This is a genomic window from Kitasatospora sp. RG8 (assembly GCF_017813315.1).
In the GTDB taxonomy this organism is placed as follows: domain Bacteria; phylum Actinomycetota; class Actinomycetes; order Streptomycetales; family Streptomycetaceae; genus Kitasatospora.
On sequence record NZ_JAGIYX010000015.1, the window covers coordinates 1 to 25,776 of the forward strand.

The following is a 25,776-nucleotide window of genomic DNA, read 5'->3' on the forward strand; positions in this document are numbered from 1 at the left end:
ACCCTGCGCGCCTCCAAGGCGATGCAGGAGCGCGCCTTCGCCGACCCGAAGATCCGCTTCGAGTGGGACAGCGCGGTCGAGGCGATCCACGGCGACCCGAAGCTGACCGGCGTCACCCTGCGCACGGTGACGAATGACGGGGGCACCACCGGTGAGACCCGCGAGCTGGCCGTCACCGGCCTGTTCATCGCCATCGGCCACGACCCGCGCACCGAGCTGTTCAAGGGCCGGCTGGACCTCGACGTTGAGGGCTACCTCAAGGTCGAGGCCCCCTCGACCCGGACCAACGTCCCGGGTGTCTTCGGCGCCGGCGACGTCGTCGACCACACCTACCGCCAGGCCATCACCGCCTCCGGCACCGGTGCCTCCGCCGCCCTGGACGCCGAGCGCTACCTGGCCGCGCTGGACGACCTGGAAGACGACGACCTGGAAGACCTGGCCGCCACCGTGGTCGCGGCCGCCGTCTGACCGGACCCCACCACTCACCCGAACCACCCGACTCACCCGAGTCACCAACAGATCAAGGACGTCTCCCATGGCCGGCACCACCATCACCGCAACCGACAACAACTTCGAGGAGCTCGTGTTCCAGAGCGACAAGCCCGTCCTGGTCGACTTCTGGGCCACCTGGTGCCCCCCGTGCCGGATGATCGCCCCCCCCTGGACCAGATCGCCGCCGAGTACGCCGACCGCCTGACGGTCGTGAAGGTCGACATCGACAAGAACCCGGCCCTCGCCACCCAGTACGGGATCATGTCCATCCCGACCCTGAAGGTCTTCACCGGCGGCAAGGCCGTCAAGACCATCGTCGGCGCCCTGCCGAAGGACCAGCTCAAGCGGAACCTCGCCGACTTCATCGGCTGACCGCCCCGCACGCGGGGCCGGGCCCCCCGACCCGGCCGTCACCCCGCTCCGCGGGCCGGTGTGGGCGCCCGGCTCCCCCACCGGCCTGCACACCCGCACGGCAAGCAGGAACCCCAGAGAGGACATGAGGGCGAGGATGCGCATCGAGATCTGGGCGGACGTGGTCTGCCCCTGGGCCTACATCGGCAGACGCCGGCTGGAGGCGGCCCTCACCGGCCCGGCGCTGTCCGCCCGGGACATCGAGGTCGTCTGGCGCCCCTACCTGATCGACCCGACCGCCCCGGCCCGGGCCGTCCCGGTGGAACCGAACCAGCGCGACCCGATGGTCGACGAAGCCGCAGCCCGGTGCAAGGTGGATCCGCCGGCCACACAGAGCCCGGGAACGGCGGACGACCGGGTGCCCGTCTCCCGGATCGCAGCCGCAGAAGGGCTGGGGCCGAACTGGGGCGCGGCCTGGCGGTCCAGCAGCCATGACGCCCACCGCCTCCTCGCCCTCGCCCATGAGCACGGCGGCAGCACGCTGCAGGACACCGTGGCCGAGCACCTGATGCGGGCGCACTTCGTCGAGGGCCGTGACATCAGCGCGCGCGACACGCTTCGCGCCATTGCGACCACCGCCGGATTCGCCGAAGCCAACGCCCTGTTCGACACCGACGCAGCCGACCGCACCGTCCGGGAGCTCCGCCTGATCGGCAAGGCGCGGGGCATCAAGACCTCCCCGACGTTCGTCGTCGGAGACCGGGCTCTGGCCGGCGCCCAGCCACCCGACGTCATCGCCGACTTCCTCGCCACCGCACGCCCCGAACGCGCGGTGCCCGAAGAGGTCGGGCGCCTGCGGTACGCCGAGTCCCTCCTGGAGCTACGTGACCCGCTCGGAGCGCTCACTCTGCTCCAACCGCTGCTCGACGAACACGGAGACGACCTCAACGTACGTCACCTCGCCGCCCGTGCGTACTTCACCTCCGCCCAGCTCGGCCGTGCCCGGCACACCCTGGAACAACTGGTCACCGATCTGCCGGACGACTCCTACCTCCGGCTCATGCTCGGTCGCACCCTCCAGCGTCTGGACCTGCATGAGCAGGCCGCGCCGCATCTGAAGATCGCTGCCGCCATGACACCGGAGTTCGCCTGACCGGCGGCAGCTCCGGTATCGCACCCACGACTTCCGCATCGCAGTTTCCGTACCCGTACCCGTACCCGTACCCGCACCCGTAGGGACACCGCACCATGACCGACCCCCGCCCCGCCACCATGCCTGCCGTCGGATACCTCGCCAACCTGCCCATCGAGGAGCCTGGGAGCCTGATCGACCTCGAACTCCCCGTCCCCCAGCCCGGACCGCGCGACCTCCTGGTCCAGGTCGAGGCCATCGCGGTCAACCCGGTGGACTACAAGATCCGCCAGAACGCCGACCCGGGCGCCGGGCCGCGGGTGCTCGGCTGGGACGCGGCGGGCACCGTCGTCGCGGTCGGCGAGGAGGTGGCCCTGTTCGAGGTCGGCGATGAGGTCTACTACGCCGGCGCACTCGACCGGCCGGGCGCCAACTCCCGGTTCCACGCCGTGGACGAGCGGCTGGTCGGGCCCAAGCCGGCCACCCTCACCTTCGCCGAGGCCGCCGCCCTGCCACTGACCGCGCTGACCGCCTGGGAAGGGCTGTTCGAGCGACTGGGGCTGCGGTACGGCGCCCTCGACGAGACCGGTACCCTGCTGGTCACCGCCGCCGCGGGCGGGGTCGGCTCGATCGTCGTCCAGCTGGCGCGGACGCTGACCGGGCTGACCGTGATCGGCACCGCATCCCGCCCGGAGTCGGCCGCATACGCCCGCCGGATGGGCGCCCACCACGTGATCGACCACCGGCAGCCGCTGGCGGAGCAGTTGACGGAGGTCGCCCCGGGCGGCATCGACCACGTCTTCAGCACCGCTGCCACCGACCGGTACCTGGCGGCCTACGCCGAGGCGCTCAATCCGTTCGGCCGGATCGTCGCCATCGACGACTTCGACAGCCTCGCCATCGGCGCCCTCAAGCCGAAGAGCATCTCCTTCCACTGGGAGTTCATGTACACCCGCTCGATGTTCCGCACCGCCGACCAGCAGATGCAGCATCACATCCTGAACCGGGTCGCCCGGCTGGTGGACGCCGGACTGCTCACCACCACCGCGACCCGGGACCTGGGCCCGGTCAACGCCGCCAACCTGCGCGAGGCCCACCGACTGCTGGAGAGCGGGTCGGCGATCGGCAAGACCACACTGACCGGGTTCTGAGCCACACCGGCCCAAAGACCCCGCCACCCCGTCCTCCTGCTACTCGGCGACCCCGCTTCTCCCGGGCGCCCCGATCCCCGGCTCGGCCAGGCGGCCCACGGGTCGAGGGCGCCAGCGGCGATCGGGGGCTTGCCGAGGTGATCGAGGACGAAGGTCAGTCCGGTGTGGCCGGCGGCCGCGATGACGGCGGCGGGCAGCTGGTGAGGCTTGACCGGGCCGCCCGCAGAGTGGACCCGTTCACCTCGGCCCATGCCGAGGTGGTCCCGGAGCGGTGCAGCGAACCCAGCACGTCGCCAGTAGCGCGCGGGCGATGCCCCGGCGGTGGCGGTCGGCCCGGACCGCGGCCATGCCCCTGGCCTGCCCTTCTTCGCTCTCCCGGCGCGTCCGATCACGCGCTGACGACCAGGCGGACCGACACCGGACGGACTGGCCCTGGACGGCGGACGGCCACACCCGGCACACCCAATGCTCACCAACCGACAGGCCTTTAAACAGCAGGACAACAACCCACTCTGACTCTGATTTGGCGAGCGAAGCGCGAATGTTGGTGTAGAATCGTAGGCGCAAGGGTGCCTTGGGGCCGATGCTGAAGCCATCGGCGGGTCACCCACCGACAGGGGGAACGACGTCATGAACTACCACCTCGACACCGCGCGCGCCATCATCGACGAGCGGATGCGGGAGGCCGAGCAGCACCGCCTCGCCCACGCGCTGTACCTGAAGAACCGCGCCGAGGCCAAGACCCGGCGGGCACGCCTGCTCCTCGCCCGCCTCGGCGGATGAGCATCGCCCCGGCAGGCCGTCACCCACAGCGTGACGGCCTGACCAGTGGTCGGCCGTCGGGTCGCTGACCTGGGCGCAGCACAACGGAAGCCTCCGCGCGAACGGACTCAGGACGCGGCGCGCGGGCGCTTGCGGGCTGTCGAGGTCGGCGGCCCGTCGCTAGTACCCGGCCCTGGTGAACCGGTCGAGGTGCTCGCGCTTCGCGGCCAGGCGCTTCTCGGCGTCAGGTACCGCGCCGACGGACTCGCCGGAGGAAGCGCGGGACGATTCGCGGGAGGATTCGCCGGCGGACACGTCCACGGACTCCGACCGGCCGGACGCCGCCTTCCCGCGGCGGGGCGCCCTCAGGACTGCGGCGCGGCACGCCTGCCGGATCGACGCGGCGTACAGCGACACCAACGCCCGGCCGGCAGCACGCACCGGGTGCCCGGAAGCCGGGTCCTCCCACAGCATCGCGAGGAACTGCGGGACGAGGCCTGAGCGGACCAGCTCCACCTGAGCCGGCGTCACCGGATCGCGAAGTCGTTCCATCAACTCGGCCGGCGCCGCGGTGAACAGCGAGACTCCGTCGCCGGGCCCGAAGGCCGTGGAACCGGCCGGCGCGGGCCGAGCCGGCGATGCGGACGCTCTCGGACAGAACGCGTCTGCCCGCCCGCGCATCGACCTCCAGGTCGCCCACCGAGCCCCGCCGCCAAGGCCGTCGGGGCCTACATCGTGCCCGCCGGGACCCGCGCCGAGCGCTGGTCCGACCGCGTGCCTGTCACGGCAGTGCTTCGCCTTCGGCGGCAACCGACCGGCGGGCAGACGCAGTTCAGCAGATCCAGGCGGCGGCCCCGGCCCGCGGCAACCCCCGGACCACGCGACGTCGTCGAACCGGTCCGCCGGAACCGGCTGCGCCACCTCGGGCCCGGGCCCACCACGCAGCACTGCCCCCCGCCTGCCCGCAGCCCCAGTCCCCTGCCGCAGCCGCAGCCGCAGCCGCTCCTGAGCGTCCCCGAGGTCTCCGCGCTGCGGGTCTACCGGATCGCGCGCCGCCTGCCACGCACCCGCACCGCACGGCGCCGACGGACAGGTGGCTTCGCCCGCGCCCTGAGCGCGTCCCGGCCCGGCCCGGCCCGCGTCGGCAGGCACAGGTGGGACGCCTCGGGATTGCCGGTGCCCGCAGGCCGGAGAACTCCCGCATCACACGTCACAATGCACGTCCTCATTCCCAGGAATCCCGTGCCGTCACCATTCGGAAGATCAAGCGCCAAATATCGCGCACGCGTTTCACACATCGCCCCCTTCGAGTGGCCCCGATGCTCTAGATTGACTGTCACTTCCCACAGTTGGAAGCGAAGCGGCGAATCATGATCTACAGGTCCGGTGCTGCGGACGGCCGGCGGCCGTCCCCGGCGGAAGACGTGGAGGTGATCAACTCCTGTCGCCCGGGCGGGGGCCTCGGGTGTGGAGGGCGGTCGTCGACGGTATTCCATGCGCCTCGGGGCGCCGGCGGGATATTCGCATCCGCCGGTTCCCGGGTGGGATGTTCACGTAGCACCGCAATGGGCGGTTGCATTCGGGGGGAGTCGGGGCTCAGCCGGAAGCAGGCGACGCAGGAACAGCGCGGCACGGGAGGCGGGGCGGCTTCCCGAGGGGAGGAACAGTGCGGGAGGCGCAGGTCTCCCGGGGGGAGGAACCGTGTGGAGCGAACACGTCGAACCCACTGCCGACCTGGAGGGGGCCGTGGAGCAGGGGGAAGGAGAATTAGTCAGCCCGTTTCTACCGGCACGGGGGCGTCGGCTGAACGGGAGAATCAGCCGGCCCGCGATCGACTGGGAGCAGCAGTACCGCCGTACTGTGATCATCAGCGACACCGTGGCCACCGCCTTCGTGGTGGCGGCGATAGGACGCTTCTTCGGCGTCCGGCACGCGTCCAACTGGCACGAGAAATGGGGAATTCTCGCCTTCTGCACCGAGCTGCTGGTGATGGGATCGCTGGCGACGACCCGGTCGTGGGCTCCGGCCGTTCTCGGCCAGGGCGCAGAGGAATTCCGCCGGCTCGGACGCTCACTGCTCACGGCCGCCGTCGTCCTGGCGCTCGGCGGGATCGCCCTCACCTCGCACAACATCAAGCTCTGGGTGTTCGTCGCGATCCCGGCGATCACGCTCGTCACCATGACCGAGCGGTATCTGCTGCGCCTCTGGCTGCACAAACAGCGGAAGGAGGGACGGTGCCTGCGCCCGGTGCTCGCCGCCGGGAGTCCGGCCACCGTGAGCGACCTGATCGCCCGGACCCGCAAGTTCCCGCACCTCGGCTGGCGGGTGGAGGCGGTGTGCACGTCGTCCGGTCTCGGGCCCAACCGTGACCGGCTGGACGAGGTGCCGGTCGTCGGCCGGCTGACGGACGTCGCCAACCACGTCCACCGCGACGGCTACCGCGTCGTCGCTGTCACGCCGGACCCGCACTGGTCACCGGACCGGCTGCAGCGGCTGGCCTGGAACCTCGAAGGCGGCGACGCCGAGATGGTCGTGGCCCCCGTGCTGATGGAGGTGGCCGGCCCGCGGCTGCACGTCGACGCGGTGCTCGGGATCCCGATGCTGCGGGTCAGCATGCCGGCCTTCACCGGGGGGCACCGGGCGGTCAAGGAGGTCGTCGACCGACTGGGTGCCGCGGTCCTGCTGATCCTGTTCGCACCGCTGATGCTGCTCGTCGGGCTGCTGGTGCTGCTGGACAGTCCGGGCGGGGCCTTCTACCGACAGCACAGGGTGGGCAAGGACGGCCGGGAGTTCACCCTGGTCAAGTTCCGCACCATGGTCGCCGGCGCCGACAGGGCACGTGCCGCGCTGGCCGACCGCAACGAAGGCGCCGGACTGCTGTTCAAGCTCCGCCGGGATCCGCGGGTGACCCGGGTGGGAGGAGTGCTGCGCCGGTACTCGATCGACGAGCTCCCGCAGCTCCTGAACGTGGTCACCGGCTCGATGTCGCTGGTCGGTCCGCGGCCTCCGCTTCCGGAGGAGTCCGCCGCGTACGGCCCGGACATCCGGCGGCGGCTGCTCGTCAAGCCCGGGCTCACGGGCCTGTGGCAGATCAGCGGGCGCAGCGACCTGCCGTGGGAGGAGGCGGTCCGGCTGGACCTGCGGTACGTGGAGGACTGGTCGCTCGCCCTTGACGCGGTGATCCTCTGGAAGACGCTGCGTGCGGTGCTTCAAGGGCGGGGGGCGTACTGATGCGCGGGGGGCGTCGACCGATCGACGCGCGGACGGCCGGCCACAAGGGCCTGCCCGAGGGGAGGAACGGGTCATGAGGGTCAGTGTCCTGGGGCTCGGCTACGTGGGCTGCGTGTCGGCCGCGTGCCTGGCCAGCCTGGGCCACGAGGTCGTCGGGGTGGACGTGAACCAGGTGAAGGTCGACCTGGTCAACGAGGGCAGGGCCCCGGTGGTCGAGGAGCGGATCGGCGAGCTCATCGCGGAGGTCGTGCGGTCCGGGGCGTTGCGCGCCACGGCCGACGTCCGCGAGGCGATCATGGGCAGCGAGGTGTCGCTGGTCTGCGTGGGCACGCCGTCGGAGCCCAACGGCAGCCTGTGCACCACTTATCTGGAGCGGGTCACCGAGCAGATCGGTGCCGCGGTGGCCGAGCGGGGTGGGCGGCAGACCGTCGTGTTCCGCAGCACCATGCTCCCGGGCACCTGCCTGAACCTGCTGGTACCGATCCTGGAGAAGTACGCCGGCGGCACGGCCGGGGTGGACTTCGGGGTCGCGGTCAACCCGGAGTTCCTGCGCGAGGGCACGAGCGTGCGGGACTTCTTCGACCCGCCCAAGACCGTCATCGGCGAGCTCGACCCGGCGAGCGGCGACGTCGTCGCGGCGCTGTACGACGGACTGCCCGGCGAGGTGTTCCGGGTGCCGGTCCCGACGGCCGAGGCGATCAAGTACGCGGACAACGCGTTCCACGGCCTCAAGATCGGCTTCGCGAACGAGCTGGGTGCGGTGTGCCGGGCGCTCGGGGTGGACTCGCACCAGGTGATCGACGTGTTCCTGGCCGACCGCAAGCTGAACATCAGCCCCGCCTACCTGCGGCCGGGCTTCGCCTTCGGCGGCTCCTGCCTGCCCAAGGACCTGCGCAGCCTGGTCCACGCGGCGCGGCAGGCCGACGTCGCGGTGCCCATCCTCTCCCACGTGCTGCCCTCCAACCACGAACACCTGCAGCGCGCGGTGGAGTTGGTCGAGCGCTCCGGCAAACGTCGGGTGGGCCTGTTCGGCCTGTCCTTCAAGCCCGGTACCGACGACCTCCGCGAGAGCCCGCTCGTCGAGCTGGCGGAGAGGCTCTTCGGGAAGGGCTACGACCTGCGGATCTACGACCCGAACGTGAACCTCTCCCGGCTGCTCGGCGCGAACCGCGAGTACATCGAGACCAGGCTGCCGCACCTCGCGCAGCTGCTCGCGACGTCCGTCGACGAGGTGCTCGACCACGCCGAGGTGTGCGTGGTCGGGACCAGGGACCCGGACGTGCTGTCGGCGTTGCCCCACGGCAACGGCCAGGTGATCGTCGACCTCATCCACCTTCCCGACGCCGAGGCGCGCCGGACCGAGCCGGGGTACGTGGGCCTTGCCTGGTGACGCAACGGGCGGCGACGGGCGGGGCCGTCGCGCGCTGATCCTCGTGGAGAACCTGTCGGTGCCGTTCGACCGGCGGGTGTGGCAGGAGTGCACGACGCTTCGTGACGCGGGCTGGAGGGTGGACGTCATCTGCCCGCAGGGGAGCAAGCGGGACACGGAGCCGGAGGCGGTGATCGACGGGGTGCGGATCCACCGGTACCCGTTGCGCGCGGCCACCGGGGGGCCGGCCGGGTACCTGCGGGAGTACGGGTCGGCGTTGTGGCACACGGCCCGGCTGGCCCGCAGGGTCGGCCCGGTCGACGTGGTCCACGCCTGCAATCCGCCCGACCTGCTGTTCCTGCCGGCCCTGTGGCTGAAGCGGCGCGGCGCCCGGTTCGTCTTCGACCAGCACGACCTGGTGCCCGAGCTGTACCTCTCCCGGTTCGACCGCGGTGAGGACCTGCTCTACCGCGGCGTGTGCGCGCTGGAGCGGCTGACCTACCGGGCCGCGGACGTCGTGCTCGCCACGAACGAGAGCTACCGGGACGTCGCGCTGCGCCGTGGCGGCCGGCGCCCGGACGACGTCTTCGTGGTGCGCAGCGCTCCCGACACCGGGCGGTTCCGGCCGGTACCGCCGGAGCCGGAGCTGAAGCGCGGCAAGCCCCATCTGCTGTGCTACCTCGGTGTGATGGGGCCGCAGGACGGCGTCGACTACGCCCTTCGGGCCCTCGCGAAGCTGCGCGACGACTTCGGGCGGACCGACTGGCACGCGGTGTTCGTCGGCGGCGGCGACACCTTCGACGCGATGGTGGAGCTGTCCCGGCGGCTCGGGCTCTCGGAGCAGGTGGAGTTCACCGGGCGCGTTCCGGACGCCGACCTGGTGCGGTACCTGTCCACCGCGGACGTGTGCCTCTCCCCCGACCCGCGCAATCCGCTCAACGACGTGTCGACCATGAACAAGGTCCTGGAGTACATGGTGATGGGCCGGCCGATCGTCTCGTTCGACCTCCGCGAGGCGCGGGTCTCGGCCGGTGACGCCGCCGTCTACGCGCCCGCCGACGACGAGACCCGGTTCGCCGGACTCGTCGCGCAGCTGCTGGACGATCCGGAGCGGCGGGCCCTGATGGGCAAGGTCGGCCAGGAGCGGATCAACGGGCCGCTCGCCTGGCGGAACTCCCAGCGCGCGCTGCTCGCCGCCTACGAAGCCGCCTGCCGGGACCGGGCTCCGGGGGCGGCGGGCGGCCCGGACCGGACGGGGAGAAGGCCGCTCCGTTGAGCGAGGACACGATACGCCTGGCCACCATCGGCCGGATCCTGCGTCGGCGCTGGCGGCTGCTCACCGTCCTCGCCGTGCTGGGTGCGCTCTGCGGCTTCGGCGCCTCCGCGCTGTTCCCGCCGCAGTACACGACGTCGGCGTCGGTGCTGCTGCCGGGGGCGTGGCAGGACCGCGAGCTGCTCACCCAGGCGGAGATCGCGACCAGTTCGGTGGTGCTCGACCGGGTGGCCGCCACGCTCGGCTGGGCCGGGGTCGGCGGCAGCGACCTGCGGGGCCGGGTGAGCGCCACGGCCGCGGACGGGAACATCATCAAGATCTCCGGTACGGCCGAGACCCCGGAGCGCGCGCAGCAGCTCTCCGACGAGGCGGCCCGGCAGTTCGTCTCGTTCGCGGTCCGGATCGCGGGCGACGGCACCGACCCCGGGCCGGCGCAGCCTGAGGCGCTGCGGCAGCTGGTGGCGCAGGCCAGCCGCCGCATCACCGACCTGGCGGACGCGGCCGCTCCGGGGCAGACCGTGGACGCCGTGCAGACCCGTACCGAGCTGGTGAAGATGCGCACCGCGCTGCAGGATGCCATGAAGAAGCTGGACCAGGCCGACCCGGCCACCAACAAGGCGGGTTCCATGGTCGTCATGGGCTCGGCGGCCCGGCCGACCGGCGAGGCCGCGCCGACCAGGGCCCAGCTCGTCGCCGGCGGGGCGCTGGTGTTCCTCCTGGTCGGGGTCGTCGGCCATCTCGGCGCCGCCCGGGCCAGTCGTCGGCTGCGCACCGAACCGGAGATCGCCGCGGCGCTGCGCTCGGTGTTCCTCGGTGCCGTCGACGTCTGCGGCGAACGGTCCCCGAAGCGGCCGGAGGACCGCGGCCCGAAGGCCCTGGTCCGACGGCTGCTGGGCCTCGACGTCCGGTGGGACGTGCCGGCCCCGCACGCCTCCGGCGACGAGGCCGACCGGCAGGCCCGCTACCGGCGGGTGTGCGCCCGGCTCCGGGACCGGCTGCCGACCCCCCGCCGCCTGCTGGTCGTCGTCCCGGGCGGGGACCGGCTCGCCCACCGGGCAGCCGGGCAGCTCGTCGCCGAGGCGGGCGGCGAGCCCGCGCTGCGGGTGGTGGAGGTGTCGGTGGACCGTCCGCTGGTGCCCGACCGCGAGGACGAGTCCGGTGCGCTGGTGGTGCTCGGCGCGGGCAGCCGGACCGCGGCCGAGCTGGCCGGCATCGCCGAGGCGTGCGCGGAGGCCGGGCACGAGGTCGTCGGCGTGGTCGTCGCCGGCCTGGTCCGGGCCCGTCCGAACCGCTCCGCCGCCCCCCGTCCGGACGCCGCCGAGCCGGTGCCGGTGCCGGTGGGCGGCGACGACACGAGGAGAGCGTCGGGGTGACGACGAGTACGACGCCGGAGTCGCCGGCCGCCGCTCCGCTCCTGGACCTGCAACACCTGGTGGTCGCGGTGCGCAGGCGCCGCCGCCTCTGGTGCACCCTCGCGCTGGTCGGGCTGCTGCTGGGCGCGGCGGTGGCCGTCGTGAAGCCGCCGCCGCCGAGCGCGGTGGTCAAGCTGCTCGTCGCGCACGAGGCGGACCAGCCGAACGACTCCGGAACGCTGATCCGCACCGACGTGGCCGTGCTGCACACCACGGCGATCGCCGGAAAGGCCCTGCAGGCCCTCGGCGCCCCGGACAAGCCCGAGGACTTCATGAAGGCCTACACGGGCCTCGGCCTGACCAACAACCTCCTGGAGATCGACGTGACGGGCCGCAGCGACGCGGAGGCGGTGGCCCGGGCCAAGGCGCTGGCCGACGCCTTCATCGCGGACCACGTGCGGCGGATCCAGGAAGCCGCGGACGCCGAGGCCAAGGCCCTGCTCGACCAGCGGGACCGGATGCAGGAGGAGCTCGCCCAGATCAACAAGGCGATCGGGGACGGCGCGCAGCAGGGCGGGCCGAAGGCCCCGGCGAGCCTGGAGTCGCTCTACTCCAGCCGGGCCGACCTCACCTCGCGGATCACCGAGTTCGGCCAGCGCGCCGCCGCCGCGGGGGTCGGCACGCCCCGGCTCGTCGCCGGCACCCAGATCGTGGACGCCCCGCACGTGGTCCGCAAGTCCCTGCCCGTGACCGCCGCCACCGACGCCGCGATCGGGCTGGTCCTCGGGCTCGTCGTCGGGCTGGCGTGGGCCGCGGTCGGCACGGTGGTGGCGGACCGCCCGGTGCTGCGCCGGGACGTCGCGGCCAACCTCGGCGCCTCGGTCATCGCGGAGCTGCGCCGGCGGCCGCGCGGGCCGGCCGGACGGTTGCAGGGCCGGCGGGCCCGGGTGGCCCGGGCGAGGCTGACCACGACCCTGGCCCGGACGGTGCGCGGCTCCGCGGAGGCGGTGTCGCTGCTCGAACTGGGCTGCGCGGGCAGTGCGAGCGAGATCGCCCTGGACCTCGGCCGGGCCCTGGGGGAGGACGGGCCGGTGGTCGTCGTCGACGGTCTGCCCGGCCCGCAGCTCGCCGGGCGCCGCCCGCAGCCGGGGGACCCGACCGTGGTCGGCGGCGAGTCCGCGGCGGCACCGGCGGGTGCGGAGCGCCGGCTCGGCGTGGGCTCGGTGGCTCCCGGCACGGCCTGGACCGACCTGCGGCACCTCGGCACCCGGACGGTGCTCGTGGTGCGGGCCGGGCACGGGAACACCGCGTGGCTGCACACCGTGGCGCGGCAACTCGCCGACCAGGACATCCCGGTGATCGGCGTGGTGCTGATCGACCCCGATCCGCGGGACCGCACCGACGGCACGCTCTGGGACGGGCCGCCCACCCCGGCGCGCGGCCGCACCGGGTCGCCGGCCCGGCAGAACGGCACCGGCCGGCGGCGGACGGAGCGACGACCGATGTGGACCGCACGGGTCCCGGACAGCGACCAGGAGGCGAGGTAGGACATGTGTGGCATCGCAGGCGCGTACCGATGGCCGGACGGGAAGGTCGTGACCGACCTGCTCACCGAGACCCTCGCCCACCGCGGTCCGGACGGGGCGGGCCGCTACGGTCACCCGGTCGGTGACGGCGAGGTGCACCTGGGGCACCGCCGGCTGGCCATCATCGACCTGTCGGAGACCGGCGCCCAGCCGATGGTCTCGGACGGCCTGGTCCTGACGTACAACGGCGAGCTGTACAACGCGCCCGAGCTGCGGGCCGAACTGGCGGCCGCCGGGGTGCGCTTCCGCGGCACCTCCGACACCGAGGTGCTGCTGGAGGCCTGGCGGCGCTGGGGCACGGACTGCCTGCCCCGGCTGCGCGGCATGTTCGCGTTCGGGATCTTCGACGAGCGGACCGGAGAGCTGGTGCTCGTCCGCGACCAGCTCGGCATCAAGCCGCTGTTCCTGGTCCGGCGCGGCGGGGGTCTGGTGTTCGCCTCCGAGCTCAAGGCGCTGGCCGCCGCCACCGGCGGGACGCTGGAGGTGGACCACGCGGCGATGGTGGCCTCCCTGCTGTACTACTGGGTGCCGGACTCGCGGTGCGCGTTCCGCGGGGCGGAGAAGCTGCCGCCGGGGAGCTGGCTGCGGTGCAGGCCCGACGGGCGGGTGGAGCGCGGCCGGTTCTGGCACCTGCGGGAGGTCGCCGCCGAGGGCCGGGAGCGGGCCCTGGCCGGCGAACTGCCGGACATCGCCGCCGCCGTCGAGGAGTCGACGCGGCGTCACCTGCTCTCCGACGTCCCCGTGGCGACCTTCCTCTCCGGCGGGCTGGACTCCAGCTACCTGACCGCGCTGGCGGCCCGCGACCACCCCGGGATCTCCGCCTACACGATCGGCTTCCGCGCCGAGGACGCCAGGTTCGAGGCGATGCCGGACGACCTGCACTACGCCCGGCAGGTGGCCGAGCGGTTCGGCGTCGACCTGCACGAGATCGAGATCGCCCCGGACGTGCTCGACCTGCTGCCGCGAATGACGTACCACCTGGACGAGCCGATCGGCGACCCGGCCGCGATCAACACCTTCCTGATCTGCTCGGCCGCCCGGGAGGCCGGGGTCAAGGTGATGCTCTCGGGGATGGGCGCGGACGAGCTGTTCGCCGGCTACCGCAAGCACCTGGCCAACCAGTTGGCGTTGCGCTACCAGCGCGTGCCCGGGCCGCTGCGGCGCGGCCTGTCCGCGGCCGTGGACAAGCTGCCGGTCGCCACGGCCAGCCGGGGGTTGCGGTCGGTGCGGTTCGCGAAGCGGTTCCTCTCCTTCGCCGACCTGCCGGAGGAGACGGCGTTCCGGCGCAGCTACACCATGTACGACCGGGAGGAACTGCTCGCCCTGGTCGATCCGGACCTGGCCGGGACGGTCCAGGACGTGCTGACCGAGCACGCGGACGTCTACCGGGACAACGACCTGGACGACTTCGTCAACCGGATGTGCCTGGGCGACGCCCGGATGTTCCTGCCGGGCCTGAACCTCGCGTACACCGACCGGTCGAGCATGGCCGCGTCGACCGAGGTGCGGGTGCCGTACGTGGACGTCGAGGTGGTCCGGGCGGCGTTCTCGGTGCCCGGCGACCGCAAGATCGTGGGACGCCAGGGCAAGGCCGTCCTCAAGGAGGCGGCCACCTCGGTGCTGCCCCGGGAGATCGTGTACCGGCCCAAGGGCCTGTTCAGCGCCCCGCTGCGGGCCTGGATGAGCCGGGACCTGGCGCCGCTGGTGCGCGAGGTGATCAACGACGGCGAGCTCGTCCGGTCCGGGTTCCTGCGCCGCGACGCGCTGGCCCGGCTGGTCGCCGAGGACGCCGCCGGGCAGCAGGACTACTCCAAACACCTCTGGCACGTGCTGACCCTCGAGTACTGGTACCGCGGCGCGACCTCCGGCCCGTCCACGGCGCCTTCCTGACGGCGCGGGGCCCGCCCGACGGCGTGGGCCCACGTGCCGGCGGAGGGGACGGGACGGCGGAGCGAACAAGACGGCTTGACGAGCAAGACGGCGTAGAGAGCAGGGGACTTCGGTGAAGCAGGTCGTGCAGAACTACAAGAGCGGCGAGCTGGCGGTGCTCGACGTACCCGTGCCGGGGTGCAAGCCGGGCGGTGTGCTGGTCCGCACCGCCTACTCGCTGATATCCACCGGGACCGAGCTCATGAAGGTGTCCGAGGCCGGCATGTCGATGCTGGGCAAGGCCCGTTCCCGGCCGGACCAGGTGGCCAAGGTCATGCAGAGCGTGGCCACCAACGGCCTGCCCGCCACCTACCGCAAGGTGATGGGCAAGCTGGACTCCTACACGCCGCTGGGCTATTCGCTGTGCGGGGTGGTCGAGCAGGTCGGCGCCGGGGTCGACGACGTGAAGGTCGGCGACCTGGTGGCCTGTGCCGGCAACGAGCACGCGTTGCACGCCGAGCTGAACTGGGTGCCGAAGAACCTCTACACCCCGGTGCCGGACGGTCTCGCGCCGCGGCACGCGGCCTTCGGCACCGTCGGGTCGATCGCGCTGCAGGGGGTGCGCCAGGGCGAGCCGCAGCTGGGCGAGGTGGCGCTGGTCATCGGCCTCGGACTGATCGGGCAGCTGGTGGTGCAGCTCCTCGCCGCCGCGGGGGTGCGGGTCGTCGGGGCCGACCCCGACCCGGTGCGCTGCGCGCTCGCCGAGCAGCTGGGCGCCGTGGCCTGCGGCGATCCCGGCTCCGCGGCCCTGGAGGCCGCCGTCGCCGAGCTGACCGGCGGTCACGGTGTGGACCAGGTGTACCTGGCCGCCGGCGGCGGCAGCAACCAGCCGGTCGAGCTGGCCGCCCACCTGGCCCGGGACCGCGGCCGGGTCGTCGACATCGGCAAGTGCCGCCTGGACCTGCCGTGGAACGCGTACTACGAGAAGGAGCTGGACGTCCGGTTCTCCCGCTCGTACGGCCCCGGGCGCTACGACCCGGAGTACGAGCTGGACGGGCGGGACTACCCGATCGGCTACGTGCGCTGGACGGAGCGCCGCAACCTGGCCTGCTTCCTCGATCTCCTCGCCCGCGGCCGCGTCGACGTGGAGCCGCTGGTCTCCCACGTGGCCGGGTTCGAGGACGCCGTCGAGACGTACCGGCGGCTGAAGGACGGCGAACTGAAGGCCGTGGCCGTGCTGTTCCGCTACCCCGGGCCCACCGGGGAGGAGTCGGAGCACGCCGTGGAGGCCGCCCCGGTGGTGGCGGTGCCCGCGGTGCGCCGCGGCACGGGGTCCGCCCCGGCCCGGGCCGCCGGCGCGCCGGTGCGGCTGGCGTTCGTCGGCGCCGGGAACTACGCGAGCTCGATGCTGCTGCCGCACCTGGCGCAGCGCGAGGGCGTCACGCTGTCCACGGTCGTCACCACCACGGCGCTGTCCGCGGCCAACGCCCGGCGGAAGTTCGGCTTCGCCCGGGCGACCACCGACCTCGACGCCGTGCTCGGGGACCCGTCCGTCGACGCGGTCTTCGTGGTCACCCGGCACAGCTCGCACGCCGAACTGACCCGGCAGGCGCTGCTGGCCGGCAAGACGGTGTTCGTGGAGAAGCCGCTGGCCCTCACCGAGGACGAACTGGCCGGTGTGCTGGCGGCGGTGGAGGAGTCCGGCAACGACCGCCTGCAGGTGGGCTTCAACCGCCGGTTCGCGCCGCTGCTGCGGGAGGCGAAGAGCCGGCTCGGCGTCCGGACCGGTCCGGCGAGCCTGCGCTACCTGGTGAACGCGGGCCGGCTGCAGCACGGCAGCTGGTACCTGCGGCAGGGCACCGAGGGCACCCGGTTCGCCGGCGAGGGCGGGCACTTCGTCGACACGGCGAGCTGGCTGCTGGACGCCGACCCGGTCTCGGTGTACGCGGTCGCGTCGTCCGGCAACGAGGACCTCCAGGTGGTGCTGCGCTACCCGGACGACTCCACCGCCACCATCAGCTACGTCACCACCGGCGCCCCCGGCTTCCCCAAGGAGACGCTGGACCTGGTCGCGGACGGCAAGGTGCTGAAGCTCGACGACTTCGTCCGCGCCTCGGTGCACGGCCCCAAGCGGTGGGTCAGTTCCCGGCTGCCCAAGGCCCGGGACAAGGGCCAGTCCGCCGAACTGGCCGCGTTCGTCAGGGCCGTACGGACCGGCGGGCCGATGCCGGTGCCGCTGGAGTCGCTGGTCGCCACCACGGCGGCGACCCTGGCCGTGCAGGCCGCCCTGACCGGCGGTGCGCCGGTGACCCTGGCGAGGCCGCGATGACCATGAGCGCCGGCTGGTACCTGCGGCGGCTGTCGCGGATGGGGCCGCGGGAGGTCGGCGGCCGGGTGGGCGACGCGGCGCGCAGGCGGCGGTGGCGGACGGAGGCGCCGCAGCGCCCGGTCGTGTCCGGCGCCCGGTTCACCGCCGTACTGCCCGCCGGGGCGATCGCCGCGGTGCCGGCGGACGCCGCGAAACGGCTGGTCGCCACGGCGGACCGGCTGATGGACGGGCACGCCGAGTTCTTCGGGGTGGTCCGTGACGACCTGGCCGCCCCGGACTGGTGGCGCGACCCGAAGACCGGGCGCCGGGCGCCGGCCGGTTACGCCTTCGACGTGCCCTACCGCGACGAGGACGCGGTCGGGGACGTCAAGCAGATCTGGGAGCCGTCCCGGCACCAGTACCTGACCGTACTCGCCGCCGCCTACGCGGTCACCGGGAACGAGCGGTACGCCGAGCGGGTCGCCGAGCACCTGCGGTCCTGGTGGGCGGCCAACCCGCCGCTGCGCGGCGTGCACTGGATCAGCGGCATCGAGCTGGGCATCCGGCTGCTGTCCTGGGTGTGGATCCGCCGGCTGCTCGACGGCTGGCCGGGCGCGGCGGGGCTGTTCGAGGGCAACCCGGTGGCGCTGGACCAGATCTGGCACCACCAGCGCTGGCTGGCCGCCTTCCCCAGCCGGGGGTCCTCGGCGAACAACCACGTCATCGCCGAGGCGGCCGGGCAGTTCGCCGCGGCCTGCGCCTTCGACTGGTTCCCGTCCTCCGCGCGCTGGCGGACGGGCGCGCTGCGGTCGCTGGAACGGAACCTGCGCGCCAACACCTTCCCGTCCGGCCTCAACCGCGAACTGGCCGGCGAGTACCACGGGCTGGTCCTGGAGCTCGGCCTGGCCGCGGTGGCCGAGGCGGACGCCGCCGCGGTACCCGTCCCCAGGACGGTCCGGCTGGTCCTGCTGCGGATGACCGACGCGCTCGCGGCCGTCGTGGACGACCGGCTGCGGCCGCCGCGCCAGGGCGACGGGGACGACGGGCACGGGCTGGTCGTGGACGGCGCGGGCACCGACCGCTGGGCCTCGCTGCTGGCCACCGGGGAGGCCGTGTTCGGCCGGCTCGCCTGGTGGCCGGAGGTGACCGGCACCGATGTGCGCACCCCGCTGCTGGCCGCGCTCCTGCGACCGTACGGGAGGAGCGGGAGCACCCCGGCGGTTAACCGGCCGGCGCGCCGGCGGGCCCACTTCGCCGACGCCGGGATGACCGTCCTGCGCGGCCCGGACGGGATCTGGTGCCGCTGCGACGGCGGTCCGCACGGGTTCCTGTCCATCGCCGCGCACGCCCACGCGGACGCGTTGTCCCTGGAGGTGCGGCAGGACGGGGTCGACGTGCTCGCCGACCCGGGGACGTACTGCTACCACGGGCAGCCCGAGTGGCGGCGGTACTTCCGGTCGACGCTGGGCCACAACACCCTGGAGCTGGACGGCGAGGACCAGTCCACCTCCGGCGGCCCGTTCCTGTGGACCCGGCAAGCCCGCAGCCGGGTCCTGGTCGCGGACACCTCCGCCGAGGGGGTGGCCCGCTGGTGCGCCGAGCACGACGGCTACGGGCAGTCGGTGCACCGCCGCCGGGTGGAGCTGACCGCCGCGAGCCGGGAGCTGCGGATCGTCGACGAGGTGCGCGGCCCGCGCCGCGCGGTACGGCTGGCCTTCCACCTCGGCCCGGCGGTCACCGCGGACCTGACGGGCGACCGGGCCGTGCTGACCTGGACAAGGGACGGCGAGGACCGCTCCGCGGTGCTCGACCTGCCCGGACGGCTGACCTGGCGGGCGCACCGCGGCGAGACCGGACCGCCGCTGGGCTGGTACTCCGCCGGCTTCGGACGCAAGGAGCCGGCCACCACGCTGGTCGGCACCGGCTTCACCGACGGCGCGCAGGGGTTCACCACCGTGCTCGGGTTCCGCGGCTAGTGGGACGGGTGGTGACGGGGCGGATGGGACGGATGGGACGGATGGGGATCACCGGACGGCACCGGTGGGCGTCGGCCGCGACGCTGGCGCTCGCCCTGCTGGTGGCGACCGGCTGTACGGGCGGGTCGGACGCCCCGGCGAAGCCGACCGCCACGCGGTCCGGGCCCGCGGCCGCGGCCGTGGCCGTGGCCCGGGTGTGCGCCGAGCCCGCGGCCGGGCCGGGCAGCGCGCCGGCCGGCGCGGTGACGGTCGACCCCGCGGTGGTCAACGACCTGGCCGTGAAGACCAGGAACAGCCCTCCGCACACCACGTTCTGGCTTGCCCCGGGCCGGCACACCCTCGAACCGGACCGCTACGCCCAGGTCATGACCAAGGAGGGGGACACCTACCTCGGCGCGCCGGGCGCGGTGCTCGACGGCGGGAAGACCAACAACTACGCGTTCAGCGGCACCTCCCCCGACGTCACCATCCGCTACCTGACCGTGCAGGGCTTCGTCGCGCCGCACGACGAGGGCGTGGTCAACCACGACATGGCCGACGGGTGGGTGATCGAGCACACCACGATCCAGGGCAACTCCGGCGCCGGGCTGATGGCCGGTGCCCGCCAGCAGGTCCGCGCCAGCTGCCTGCGCGACAACGGCCAGTACGGGATGAACGCCTACAAGACCGGCGACACCATCAAGGGCCTGGTGGTCGAGGGCAACGAGATCGTGGGCAACAACACCGACGACTGGGAGCGGCAGCAGCCGGGCTGCGGCTGCACCGGGGGCATCAAGTTCTGGGCCGTCAACGGCGCCGACGTCCGCGGCAACTGGGTGCACGACAACCGCGGCACCGGGCTGTGGGCGGACAACGACAACAACGACTTCCTCATCGAGGACAACGTGCTGGAGGCCAACGACGGCGCCGCGCTGATGTACGAGACCAGCTACAACGCGGTGGTCCGCAACAACACGATCCGGCGGAACAACTGGGTCGAAGGCCGCCGGCACGCCGCCGACGGCGACAACTTCCCGCACGCGGCCGTCTACGTGTCGGAGGCCGGCGGCGAACCGCGGATCCCGGCCCGCACGGACAGGATCGAGATCTACCGGAACGTGCTGGAGGACAACTGGTCCGGGATCACCCTGTGGGAGAACGCCGACCGGTTCTGCAACAGCCCGGCCAACACCTCGACCGGCTACTGCACCCTGCTGGTGAAGGACGCCCGGCGGTGCGCGAAACCGGCGATCGACACCGCACCGCTGTACGACGACTGCCGGTGGAAGACCCAGCGGGTGGACGTCCACGACAACCGCTTCGCCCTCGACCCGGCCGTGGTCAAGTGCTCGGTGGAGTGCGGCCGGATGGCGGTGCTCTCCAACTACGGCACCTACCCGGACTGGTCCCCGTACCTGGGCAAGCGGGTGTCCGAGGCGATCACCCTCAAGCAGGACAACCGCTGGCACGACAACGTCTACACCGGACCGTGGGCCTTCGTCGCCGACGACCCGGGCCGGCCGCTCGACCCCGGGCAGTGGCAGGGCCTGCCGTACCGGCAGGACGCGGGCAGCACCTTCGCCGCACGGGCCGGTGGTTGAGATGGGCGGGAGCCCGGTGCGGGACGGGCTGAACGGGCTGAACGGGCTGACGGACGGACCGGACGGACCGGACGGACCGGACGCGGCGGCGGCGCGGCCCGGTGCTGGACGGCGCCCCGACGCCACGCCGAAGGCCGTCTGGATCGTCTGGGCGCTGCTGGGCCTCAACACGCTCGGCTCCGCCGGGGCGAAGACCATCGTCCGCCTCCCCCGCTCCCTCATCCAGATGGCCACCATGGGCGCGCTGGTCTCCGCGTTCGCGCTGGCGCTCCTGCTCAACCTCCGGCTGCGCATCCGGGCCGGCGCCTTCCTGTTCCTGCTCACCCTGCTGCTGGTGCCGAGCCTGATCTCCAGCCTGAAGCTGGAGGTGGGGCTCGGGGCGCTGTTCCGCTGCACCCGGCTGGCCATCTTCGTCGGCACGCTCTGGCTGATCAGCCGCTGGTGGGACGGCGGCCTCACGTTCGTCCGGACCCACATCCGGATGTACTACGCGGTGCTCTGGACGGTCGCCGCCGGCCTGGTCATCTCCCCGGGCACGGCCATGCCCGAGTACTACGGCGGGCGGCTGGTCGGCGCCCTGTGGCCGCTCACCCCGCCGCAGATCGGCCAGTACTCCGCGGTGATCATCGGGCTGACCGTGCTGCTCCTGCTGGGCCGCCGGACCACCGGCCGGAGCGCGGCGATGATCATCGTGCCGACCTTCGTCCTGCTCGCCATGACCCACACCCGGACGGCCACGATCGGCCTGCTCGCCGGCCTGACGCTGGCGATCTGCTCGCTCGTCCTGACCAGCGCCGCCGCCCGCCGGTTCTTCACCTGGGCACTGGTGTGCTCCACGGTGGCCGCGGTGGCGTTCGCCTCCGCGCTGCAGACCTGGTTCATGCGCGGGCAGAGCAAGGAGAACTTCTCCAACCTCACCGGCCGGGCCAAGGTCTGGGACGCCCTGCTCACCCAGCCCCGGACCGTCCCCGAAGAGGCGTTCGGCATCGGTCTGGGCGACAAGTCCTTCGGCGGGCTGCCGATCGACAACAGCTGGCTGGCCGTCTACAACGAGCAGGGCCTGGTCGGCATCGCCCTGGTGGCCGCGATCCTCATCGTGCTGGGCGGCGTCGCCCTGCTGCGCCCGCCCTCGCTGGAGCGGGCCTGCGCGATCTTCCTGATCAGCTACGTCGCGATCTCCTCGTACACCGAGGCCGGGCTCGGCGACGCCTCACCGTACCTGCTGCACCTGGCGCTGGCCGCCTCGCTGCTCGCCACGCCCGCCGAGGCGACGCCCCTGACGACGCTCGTGGTCCCGCGCCGACGCAACCCGCGCCGGGACCGGAAACGGGAGGTGAACTGACCGTGCACGTCCTCGTGGTGCACAACCGCTACTCCTCGGCGCAGCCGAGCGGGGAGAACCGGGTCGTCGACGAAGAGGTGGGGCTGCTGCGCGCGGCCGGCCACCGGGTCGACCTGTTCGAACGGCGCAGCGACACCATCGCCGGCCGGTCCCTGCCGGGGAAGGTCGCGGTGCCGCTCCTGGTGCCGTGGAACCCGGCGGTCCGCGCGGAGCTCACCGCCCGGCTGCGCCGCGAGCGGCCGGACGTGGTGCACGTCCACAACGTCTTCCCGCTGCTGTCGCCGTCGGTGCTCGCCGCCTGCGCCGACGCCGGCGTGCCCGTCGTCGCCACGCTGCACAACTACACCCAGGTCTGCCCGCCCGGCACCCTGCACCGGGACGGCCGGGCGTGCGGCGAGTGCGTCGGGTCGAAGGTCGTGCTGCCCGCCGTGCGGCACGGCTGCTACCGCAACTCCCGGCTGGCGACGGTGCCGCTCGCGGTCAGCCTGTCGGTCAACCGGCGGCGGTGGTGGTCCGGGGTGGAGCGGTTCTTCTGCATCTCGGCGGCGCAGCGCGACGTCCTGGTGCGCTCCGGCATGCCGGCCGAACGGCTGGTGGTGAAGCACAACTTCGTGCCCGAGCCGGGCAGCCGCCGTACGGGCGCCGGTGAGCACCTGCTGTTCCTCGGCCGGCTCGCGGAGCCCAAGGGCGTGCGGCTGCTGATGGCCGCCTGGGACCGGATCGCGGCGGGCGGCGGGGTGGGCGTGCCGCTCGTGCTGGCCGGCGCCGGGCCGCTGGAGGCCGAGGTGACGGCCTGGGCGGCCGGCCGCGACGACGTGCGCTACGTCGGCCTGTACGACCCGGCCCGGTGCCGGGAGGCGGTCACCCGCGCGGTGGCCGTGGTGGCGCCCTCGCTGGCGCCGGAGACCTTCGGGCTGGTGGTCGCGGAGGCGATGGCGGCCGGGGTCCCGGCCGTCGCCGCCGGTCACGGCGCCTTCGTCGAGCTGGTCGAGGACGGGGTGACCGGGCTGCTGCACCGGCCGGGCGAGGAGGCCTCGCTCGCGGACTGCCTGCGCCGGGTCACGGCCGACACCGCCGGCAACCAGGAGATGGGCCGCACGGCCCGGCGCCACTACGAGCGGGCCTTCAGCCCGGTCGTCGGCCTGGAGCGCCTGGTGGAGGAGTACCGCACCGTGATCGCGGGGCGGTCCGGCGGCGCGGACGACGCGCCGCCGACAGGGAACGGAAACGCTGGCCCGCGCCGGGGCACCCCGCGCGGGCAGGAATGGGGGCAGTAGATGACACGATGCCGACTCTGCGGCTCGACGGCGCTGGGGAGCGTCGTCGACCTGGGGGCGACCCCGCCGTGCGAGAGCTTCCTCGCCGCGGACCAGCTGGACCGGCCCGAGCCGGCCTACCCGCTGCACCTGCGGGTCTGCACCGACTGCTGGCTGGCGCAGATCCCGCCGCTGATCACGCCGGAGGAGACGTTCACCCAGTACGCGTACTTCTCCTCGTACTCGACCTCCTGGGTGGAGCACGCGCGCACCTTCGTCGACGGCGCCGTCCGGCGGCTCGGCCTGGGCTCCGAGGCCTTCGTGGTCGAGGTCGCGAGCAACGACGGCTACCTGCTCGGGCACGTGGTGGAGCGGGGCATCCGCTGCCTGGGCATCGAACCGTCGGTCAACGTCGGTGCGGCCGCGCGGGAGAAGGGCGTGCCCACGCTCACCGCCTTCCTCGACCCGGCCACCGGCGCGGACGTCCGCGCCGAGCACGGCCCGGCGGACCTGGTCGTCGCCAACAACGTGTACGCGCACATCCCCGACGTGGTCGGGTTCACCCGGGGGCTGCGCGCCCTGGTCGCCGACGACGGCTGGGTCTCCATCGAGGTGCAGCACCTGCTGACCCTGATCGAGGAGAACCAGTACGACACGATCTACCACGAGCACTTCCAGTACTACACGGTCGCGTCCGCGGCCCGGGCGCTGGCGAGCGGCGGACTCGCGCTCGTGGACGTCGAGTTGCTGCCCACGCACGGCGGCTCCATCCGGCTGTGGGCCCGGCCGGCCGAGGTGGCCGGCGAGCCGGGGCGGCGGGTGGCCGAGGTGCTGGACCGGGAGAAGGCCGCCGGGCTGCAGGAGCTCTCCGGGTACACCGAGTTCTCCGCCCGGGTGGCCAAGGTGCGCCGGGACCTCCTGCGCTTCCTCGTCGACGCGGCCGAGCGCGGCGAGACGGTCGTCGGCTACGGCGCCCCGGGCAAGGGCAACACCCTGCTCAACCACTGCGGCATCCGGCCCGACCTGCTCCCGTACACGGTCGACCGGAACCCCTACAAGCACGGCAGGTTCACCCCGGGTACCCGGATCCCGATCCTGCCGCCCGAGCAGATCGCCGTCGACCGGCCGGACTACGTCCTCGTCCTGCCGTGGAACCTGCGGGCCGAGCTGGTCGAGCAGTTGTCCTTCGTGCACGAGTGGGGCGGCCGGCTGGTCTTCCCCATCCCGGAACTCAGCATTGTCGAGGTCAAGCCGTGAAGGTCGTCCTGTTCTGCGGCGGTTACGGGCTGCGCATGCGCAGCGGAGCCTCCGACGACGTGCCCAAGCCGATGGCGATGGTCGGCCCGCGGCCGCTCATCTGGCACGTGATGCGCTACTACGCCTACTACGGGCACACCGAGTTCATCCTCTGCCTCGGGTACGGGGCCCACCACATCAAGGACTTCTTCCTCAACTACGAGGAGACCACCTCCAACGACTTCGTGCTGCGCCGGGGCCGGACGGAGCTGCTCTCCACCGACATCGCCTCCTGGACGATCACCTTCGCGCAGACCGGCATCGAGTCGCCGATCGGGGAGCGGCTGCGCCGGGTGCGCCACCACCTGGACGGCGACGAGATGTTCCTCGCCAACTACGCCGACGTGCTCACCGACGCCCCGCTGCCGGAGATGATCGACCGGTTCGCCGAGCGCGACGCCGGTGCGTCGATGATGGTGGTGCCGCCGCAGCAGTCGTTCCACTGCGTGGAGCTGGGCGAGGACGGCCTGGTGGGGGGCATCACCGCGGTGAGCGAACTGCCGCTGTGGGAGAACGGCGGCTACTTCGTGCTCCGTCAGGAGGTCTTCGACCACATACCGGAGAACGGGGACCTGGTCGCCGACGGGTGCGCCGGACTGGCCAAGCACGGCCGGCTGGTGGCGCACCGGCACCGCGGCTTCTGGAAGCCGACCGACACCGTGAAGGAGCGGGCCGCGCTCGACGCCGCCTACACCCGGGGCGACCGCCCGTGGGCCGTGTGGGAGCGCGGCGCCGAGGCGGCGCGCGTGCCCGGAAGCCGGGCCGGAGCCGCGGCGGGGTCCGCGTGATCCGGCTCGGGGCCGGGCGCCCGGACCGGATCGTCGCGCTGGGGGCGCACTGCGACGACATCGCCATCGGCGCCGGCGGCACGCTGCTGACGATGTGCCGCGCGCGGCCGGGCCTGCGGGTCGACGCGCTGGTGCTCTCCGGCGGTGGCGGCGAGCGGGAGCAGGAGGAGCGGGACGCCCTCGCCGCCTTCTGTCCTGACGCCGATCTGCACCTGACCGTGCTCAAGCTGCCGGACGGCCGGCTGCCCGCGCACTGGGACGAGGCCAAGGCCTCGGTCGAGGAGCTGCGCGGGCGGACCGAGCCGGAGCTGGTCCTCGCACCGCGCACCGAGGACGCGCACCAGGACCACCGCGGACTGGCGCAGCTGGTGACCACCGCGTTCCGCGACCACCTCGTGCTCGGCTACGAGATCGTCAAGTGGGACGGCGACCTCGGCCGTCCGACGGCGTACCAGCCGCTGTCCCCGGAGGTCGCCGAGGAGAAGGTGCGGCTGTTGCAGGAGCACTACCCCTCGCAGCGGCACCGGCCCTGGTACGACCGGGAGGCCTTCCTCGGGCTGGCGCGGATCCGCGGCATCGAATGCCACGAGCGCTACGCCGAGGCGTTCGCCCTCACCAAAGTCACACTCGATCTCGGCACTCCCGACCGGAGGGGATGACCC

At 73.2% G+C, this 25,776-nt stretch carries 19 protein-coding genes and 2 pseudogenes; 19 read left to right on the forward strand and 2 right to left on the reverse strand.

Annotated features, from left to right (window positions below):
- The 4 genes and pseudogenes from J5Y04_RS22105 to J5Y04_RS22120 form a co-directional block, all read left to right on the forward strand.
- A partial coding sequence (locus J5Y04_RS22105; RefSeq protein WP_209413822.1) for an NAD(P)/FAD-dependent oxidoreductase occupies positions 1-468 on the forward strand: 468 nt, incomplete at its 5' end.
- A 67-nt stretch (positions 469-535) separates the two neighbouring features.
- Positions 536-864 (forward strand): annotated as a pseudogene (gene trxA / locus J5Y04_RS22110) (thioredoxin).
- Between the two features lie 136 nt (positions 865-1,000).
- Positions 1,001-1,996, forward strand: coding sequence for a DsbA family oxidoreductase (locus tag J5Y04_RS22115; protein ID WP_209413823.1), 996 nt, complete (start codon positions 1,001-1,003; stop codon positions 1,994-1,996).
- A gap of 119 nt (positions 1,997-2,115) precedes the next feature.
- Positions 2,116-3,126, forward strand: coding sequence for a zinc-binding alcohol dehydrogenase family protein (locus J5Y04_RS22120; RefSeq protein ID WP_209413951.1), 1,011 nt, complete (start codon positions 2,116-2,118; stop codon positions 3,124-3,126).
- Here the strand turns inward: J5Y04_RS22120 and J5Y04_RS43985 are convergent.
- Positions 3,096-3,338 (reverse strand): annotated as a pseudogene (locus J5Y04_RS43985) (hypothetical protein); the annotation flags it as partial. The gene J5Y04_RS22120 and the pseudogene J5Y04_RS43985 sit on opposite strands and share 31 nt — an antisense overlap.
- A gap of 418 nt (positions 3,339-3,756) precedes the next feature.
- Here J5Y04_RS43985 and J5Y04_RS22125 point away from each other — a divergent pair.
- Positions 3,757-3,909 carry a hypothetical protein gene (locus J5Y04_RS22125; RefSeq protein WP_209413824.1) on the forward strand — a complete coding sequence of 51 codons (153 nt, stop codon included), beginning with the start codon at positions 3,757-3,759 and terminating at the stop codon, positions 3,907-3,909.
- A 159-nt stretch (positions 3,910-4,068) separates the two neighbouring features.
- On the opposite strand, the gene J5Y04_RS22130 is transcribed toward J5Y04_RS22125, so the two are convergent.
- A complete protein-coding gene (locus tag J5Y04_RS22130; protein WP_209413825.1) occupies positions 4,069-4,440 on the reverse strand; it encodes a hypothetical protein in 372 nt (123 codons plus the stop codon).
- Positions 4,441-5,634: 1,194 nt separating this feature from the next.
- On the opposite strand from J5Y04_RS22130, the gene J5Y04_RS22135 reads away from it, so the two are divergent.
- The 14 genes from J5Y04_RS22135 (at position 5,635) to J5Y04_RS22200 (ending at position 25,773) form a co-directional block, all read left to right on the forward strand.
- Positions 5,635-7,119, forward strand: a complete 1,485-nt coding sequence (locus J5Y04_RS22135) for a sugar transferase (RefSeq protein ID WP_374106077.1) — start codon at positions 5,635-5,637, stop codon at positions 7,117-7,119.
- Between the two features lie 73 nt (positions 7,120-7,192).
- Entirely contained in the window at positions 7,193-8,509 is a 1,317-nt protein-coding gene (locus J5Y04_RS22140) for a nucleotide sugar dehydrogenase (RefSeq protein WP_209413827.1), read from the forward strand.
- Complete coding sequence (locus tag J5Y04_RS22145) at positions 8,499-9,764, forward strand: glycosyltransferase family 4 protein (protein ID WP_209413828.1); 1,266 nt, start codon at positions 8,499-8,501, stop codon at positions 9,762-9,764. Before J5Y04_RS22140 ends, J5Y04_RS22145 begins: the two co-directional genes overlap by 11 nt.
- Entirely contained in the window at positions 9,761-11,134 is a 1,374-nt protein-coding gene (locus J5Y04_RS22150) for a Wzz/FepE/Etk N-terminal domain-containing protein (RefSeq protein WP_209413829.1), read from the forward strand. The genes J5Y04_RS22145 and J5Y04_RS22150 overlap by 4 nt, the downstream gene beginning before the upstream one ends.
- Positions 11,131-12,660, forward strand: a complete 1,530-nt coding sequence (locus J5Y04_RS22155) for a Wzz/FepE/Etk N-terminal domain-containing protein (RefSeq protein ID WP_209413830.1) — start codon at positions 11,131-11,133, stop codon at positions 12,658-12,660. The genes J5Y04_RS22150 and J5Y04_RS22155 overlap by 4 nt, the downstream gene beginning before the upstream one ends.
- Positions 12,661-12,663: 3 nt before the next feature.
- The gene (asnB, locus tag J5Y04_RS22160; RefSeq protein ID WP_209413831.1) at positions 12,664-14,589 is read left to right on the forward strand and encodes an asparagine synthase (glutamine-hydrolyzing); all 1,926 of its coding nucleotides are present in this window, start codon (positions 12,664-12,666) and stop codon (positions 14,587-14,589) included.
- 112 nt (positions 14,590-14,701) lie between these two features.
- Entirely contained in the window at positions 14,702-16,897 is a 2,196-nt protein-coding gene (locus J5Y04_RS22165; RefSeq protein WP_209413832.1) for a bi-domain-containing oxidoreductase, read from the forward strand.
- Positions 16,894-18,852 carry an alginate lyase family protein gene (locus tag J5Y04_RS22170; protein WP_209413833.1) on the forward strand — a complete coding sequence of 653 codons (1,959 nt, stop codon included), beginning with the start codon at positions 16,894-16,896 and terminating at the stop codon, positions 18,850-18,852. The genes J5Y04_RS22165 and J5Y04_RS22170 overlap by 4 nt, the downstream gene beginning before the upstream one ends.
- A 41-nt stretch (positions 18,853-18,893) precedes the next feature.
- Entirely contained in the window at positions 18,894-20,432 is a 1,539-nt protein-coding gene (locus J5Y04_RS22175) for a right-handed parallel beta-helix repeat-containing protein (RefSeq protein ID WP_209413834.1), read from the forward strand.
- Between the two features lies 1 nt (position 20,433).
- Positions 20,434-21,774, forward strand: coding sequence for an O-antigen ligase domain-containing protein (locus J5Y04_RS22180; protein WP_245205209.1), 1,341 nt, complete (start codon positions 20,434-20,436; stop codon positions 21,772-21,774).
- Positions 21,775-21,776: 2 nt separating this feature from the next.
- Positions 21,777-23,051 carry a glycosyltransferase gene (locus J5Y04_RS22185; RefSeq protein ID WP_209413835.1) on the forward strand — a complete coding sequence of 425 codons (1,275 nt, stop codon included), beginning with the start codon at positions 21,777-21,779 and terminating at the stop codon, positions 23,049-23,051.
- On the forward strand, positions 23,052-24,287 hold the full coding sequence (locus tag J5Y04_RS22190; RefSeq protein ID WP_209413836.1) for a class I SAM-dependent methyltransferase: 1,236 nt from the start codon (positions 23,052-23,054) through the stop codon (positions 24,285-24,287).
- Entirely contained in the window at positions 24,284-25,114 is an 831-nt protein-coding gene (locus J5Y04_RS22195; protein ID WP_209413837.1) for a glucose-1-phosphate cytidylyltransferase, read from the forward strand. The genes J5Y04_RS22190 and J5Y04_RS22195 overlap by 4 nt, the downstream gene beginning before the upstream one ends.
- Positions 25,111-25,773 carry a PIG-L deacetylase family protein gene (locus J5Y04_RS22200; RefSeq protein WP_209413838.1) on the forward strand — a complete coding sequence of 221 codons (663 nt, stop codon included), beginning with the start codon at positions 25,111-25,113 and terminating at the stop codon, positions 25,771-25,773. The genes J5Y04_RS22195 and J5Y04_RS22200 overlap by 4 nt, the downstream gene beginning before the upstream one ends.
- Positions 25,774-25,776 lie beyond the last annotated feature (3 nt).

Coding starts and splice junctions, on each gene's coding strand:
- J5Y04_RS22115 (WP_209413823.1), top strand. CDS start 1,001: ATGCGCATCGAGATCTGGGCGGACGTGGTCTGCCCCTGGGCCTACATC.
- J5Y04_RS22120 (WP_209413951.1), top strand. CDS start 2,116: ATGCCTGCCGTCGGATACCTCGCCAACCTGCCCATCGAGGAGCCTGGG.
- J5Y04_RS22125 (WP_209413824.1), top strand. CDS start 3,757: ATGAACTACCACCTCGACACCGCGCGCGCCATCATCGACGAGCGGATG.
- J5Y04_RS22130 (WP_209413825.1), bottom strand. CDS start 4,440: ATGGAACGACTTCGCGATCCGGTGACGCCGGCTCAGGTGGAGCTGGTC.
- J5Y04_RS22140 (WP_209413827.1), top strand. CDS start 7,193: ATGAGGGTCAGTGTCCTGGGGCTCGGCTACGTGGGCTGCGTGTCGGCC.
- asnB (WP_209413831.1), top strand. CDS start 12,664: ATGTGTGGCATCGCAGGCGCGTACCGATGGCCGGACGGGAAGGTCGTG.
- J5Y04_RS22170 (WP_209413833.1), top strand. CDS start 16,894: ATGACCATGAGCGCCGGCTGGTACCTGCGGCGGCTGTCGCGGATGGGG.
- J5Y04_RS22175 (WP_209413834.1), top strand. CDS start 18,894: ATGGGGATCACCGGACGGCACCGGTGGGCGTCGGCCGCGACGCTGGCG.
- J5Y04_RS22180 (WP_245205209.1), top strand. CDS start 20,434: ATGGGCGGGAGCCCGGTGCGGGACGGGCTGAACGGGCTGAACGGGCTG.
- J5Y04_RS22190 (WP_209413836.1), top strand. CDS start 23,052: ATGACACGATGCCGACTCTGCGGCTCGACGGCGCTGGGGAGCGTCGTC.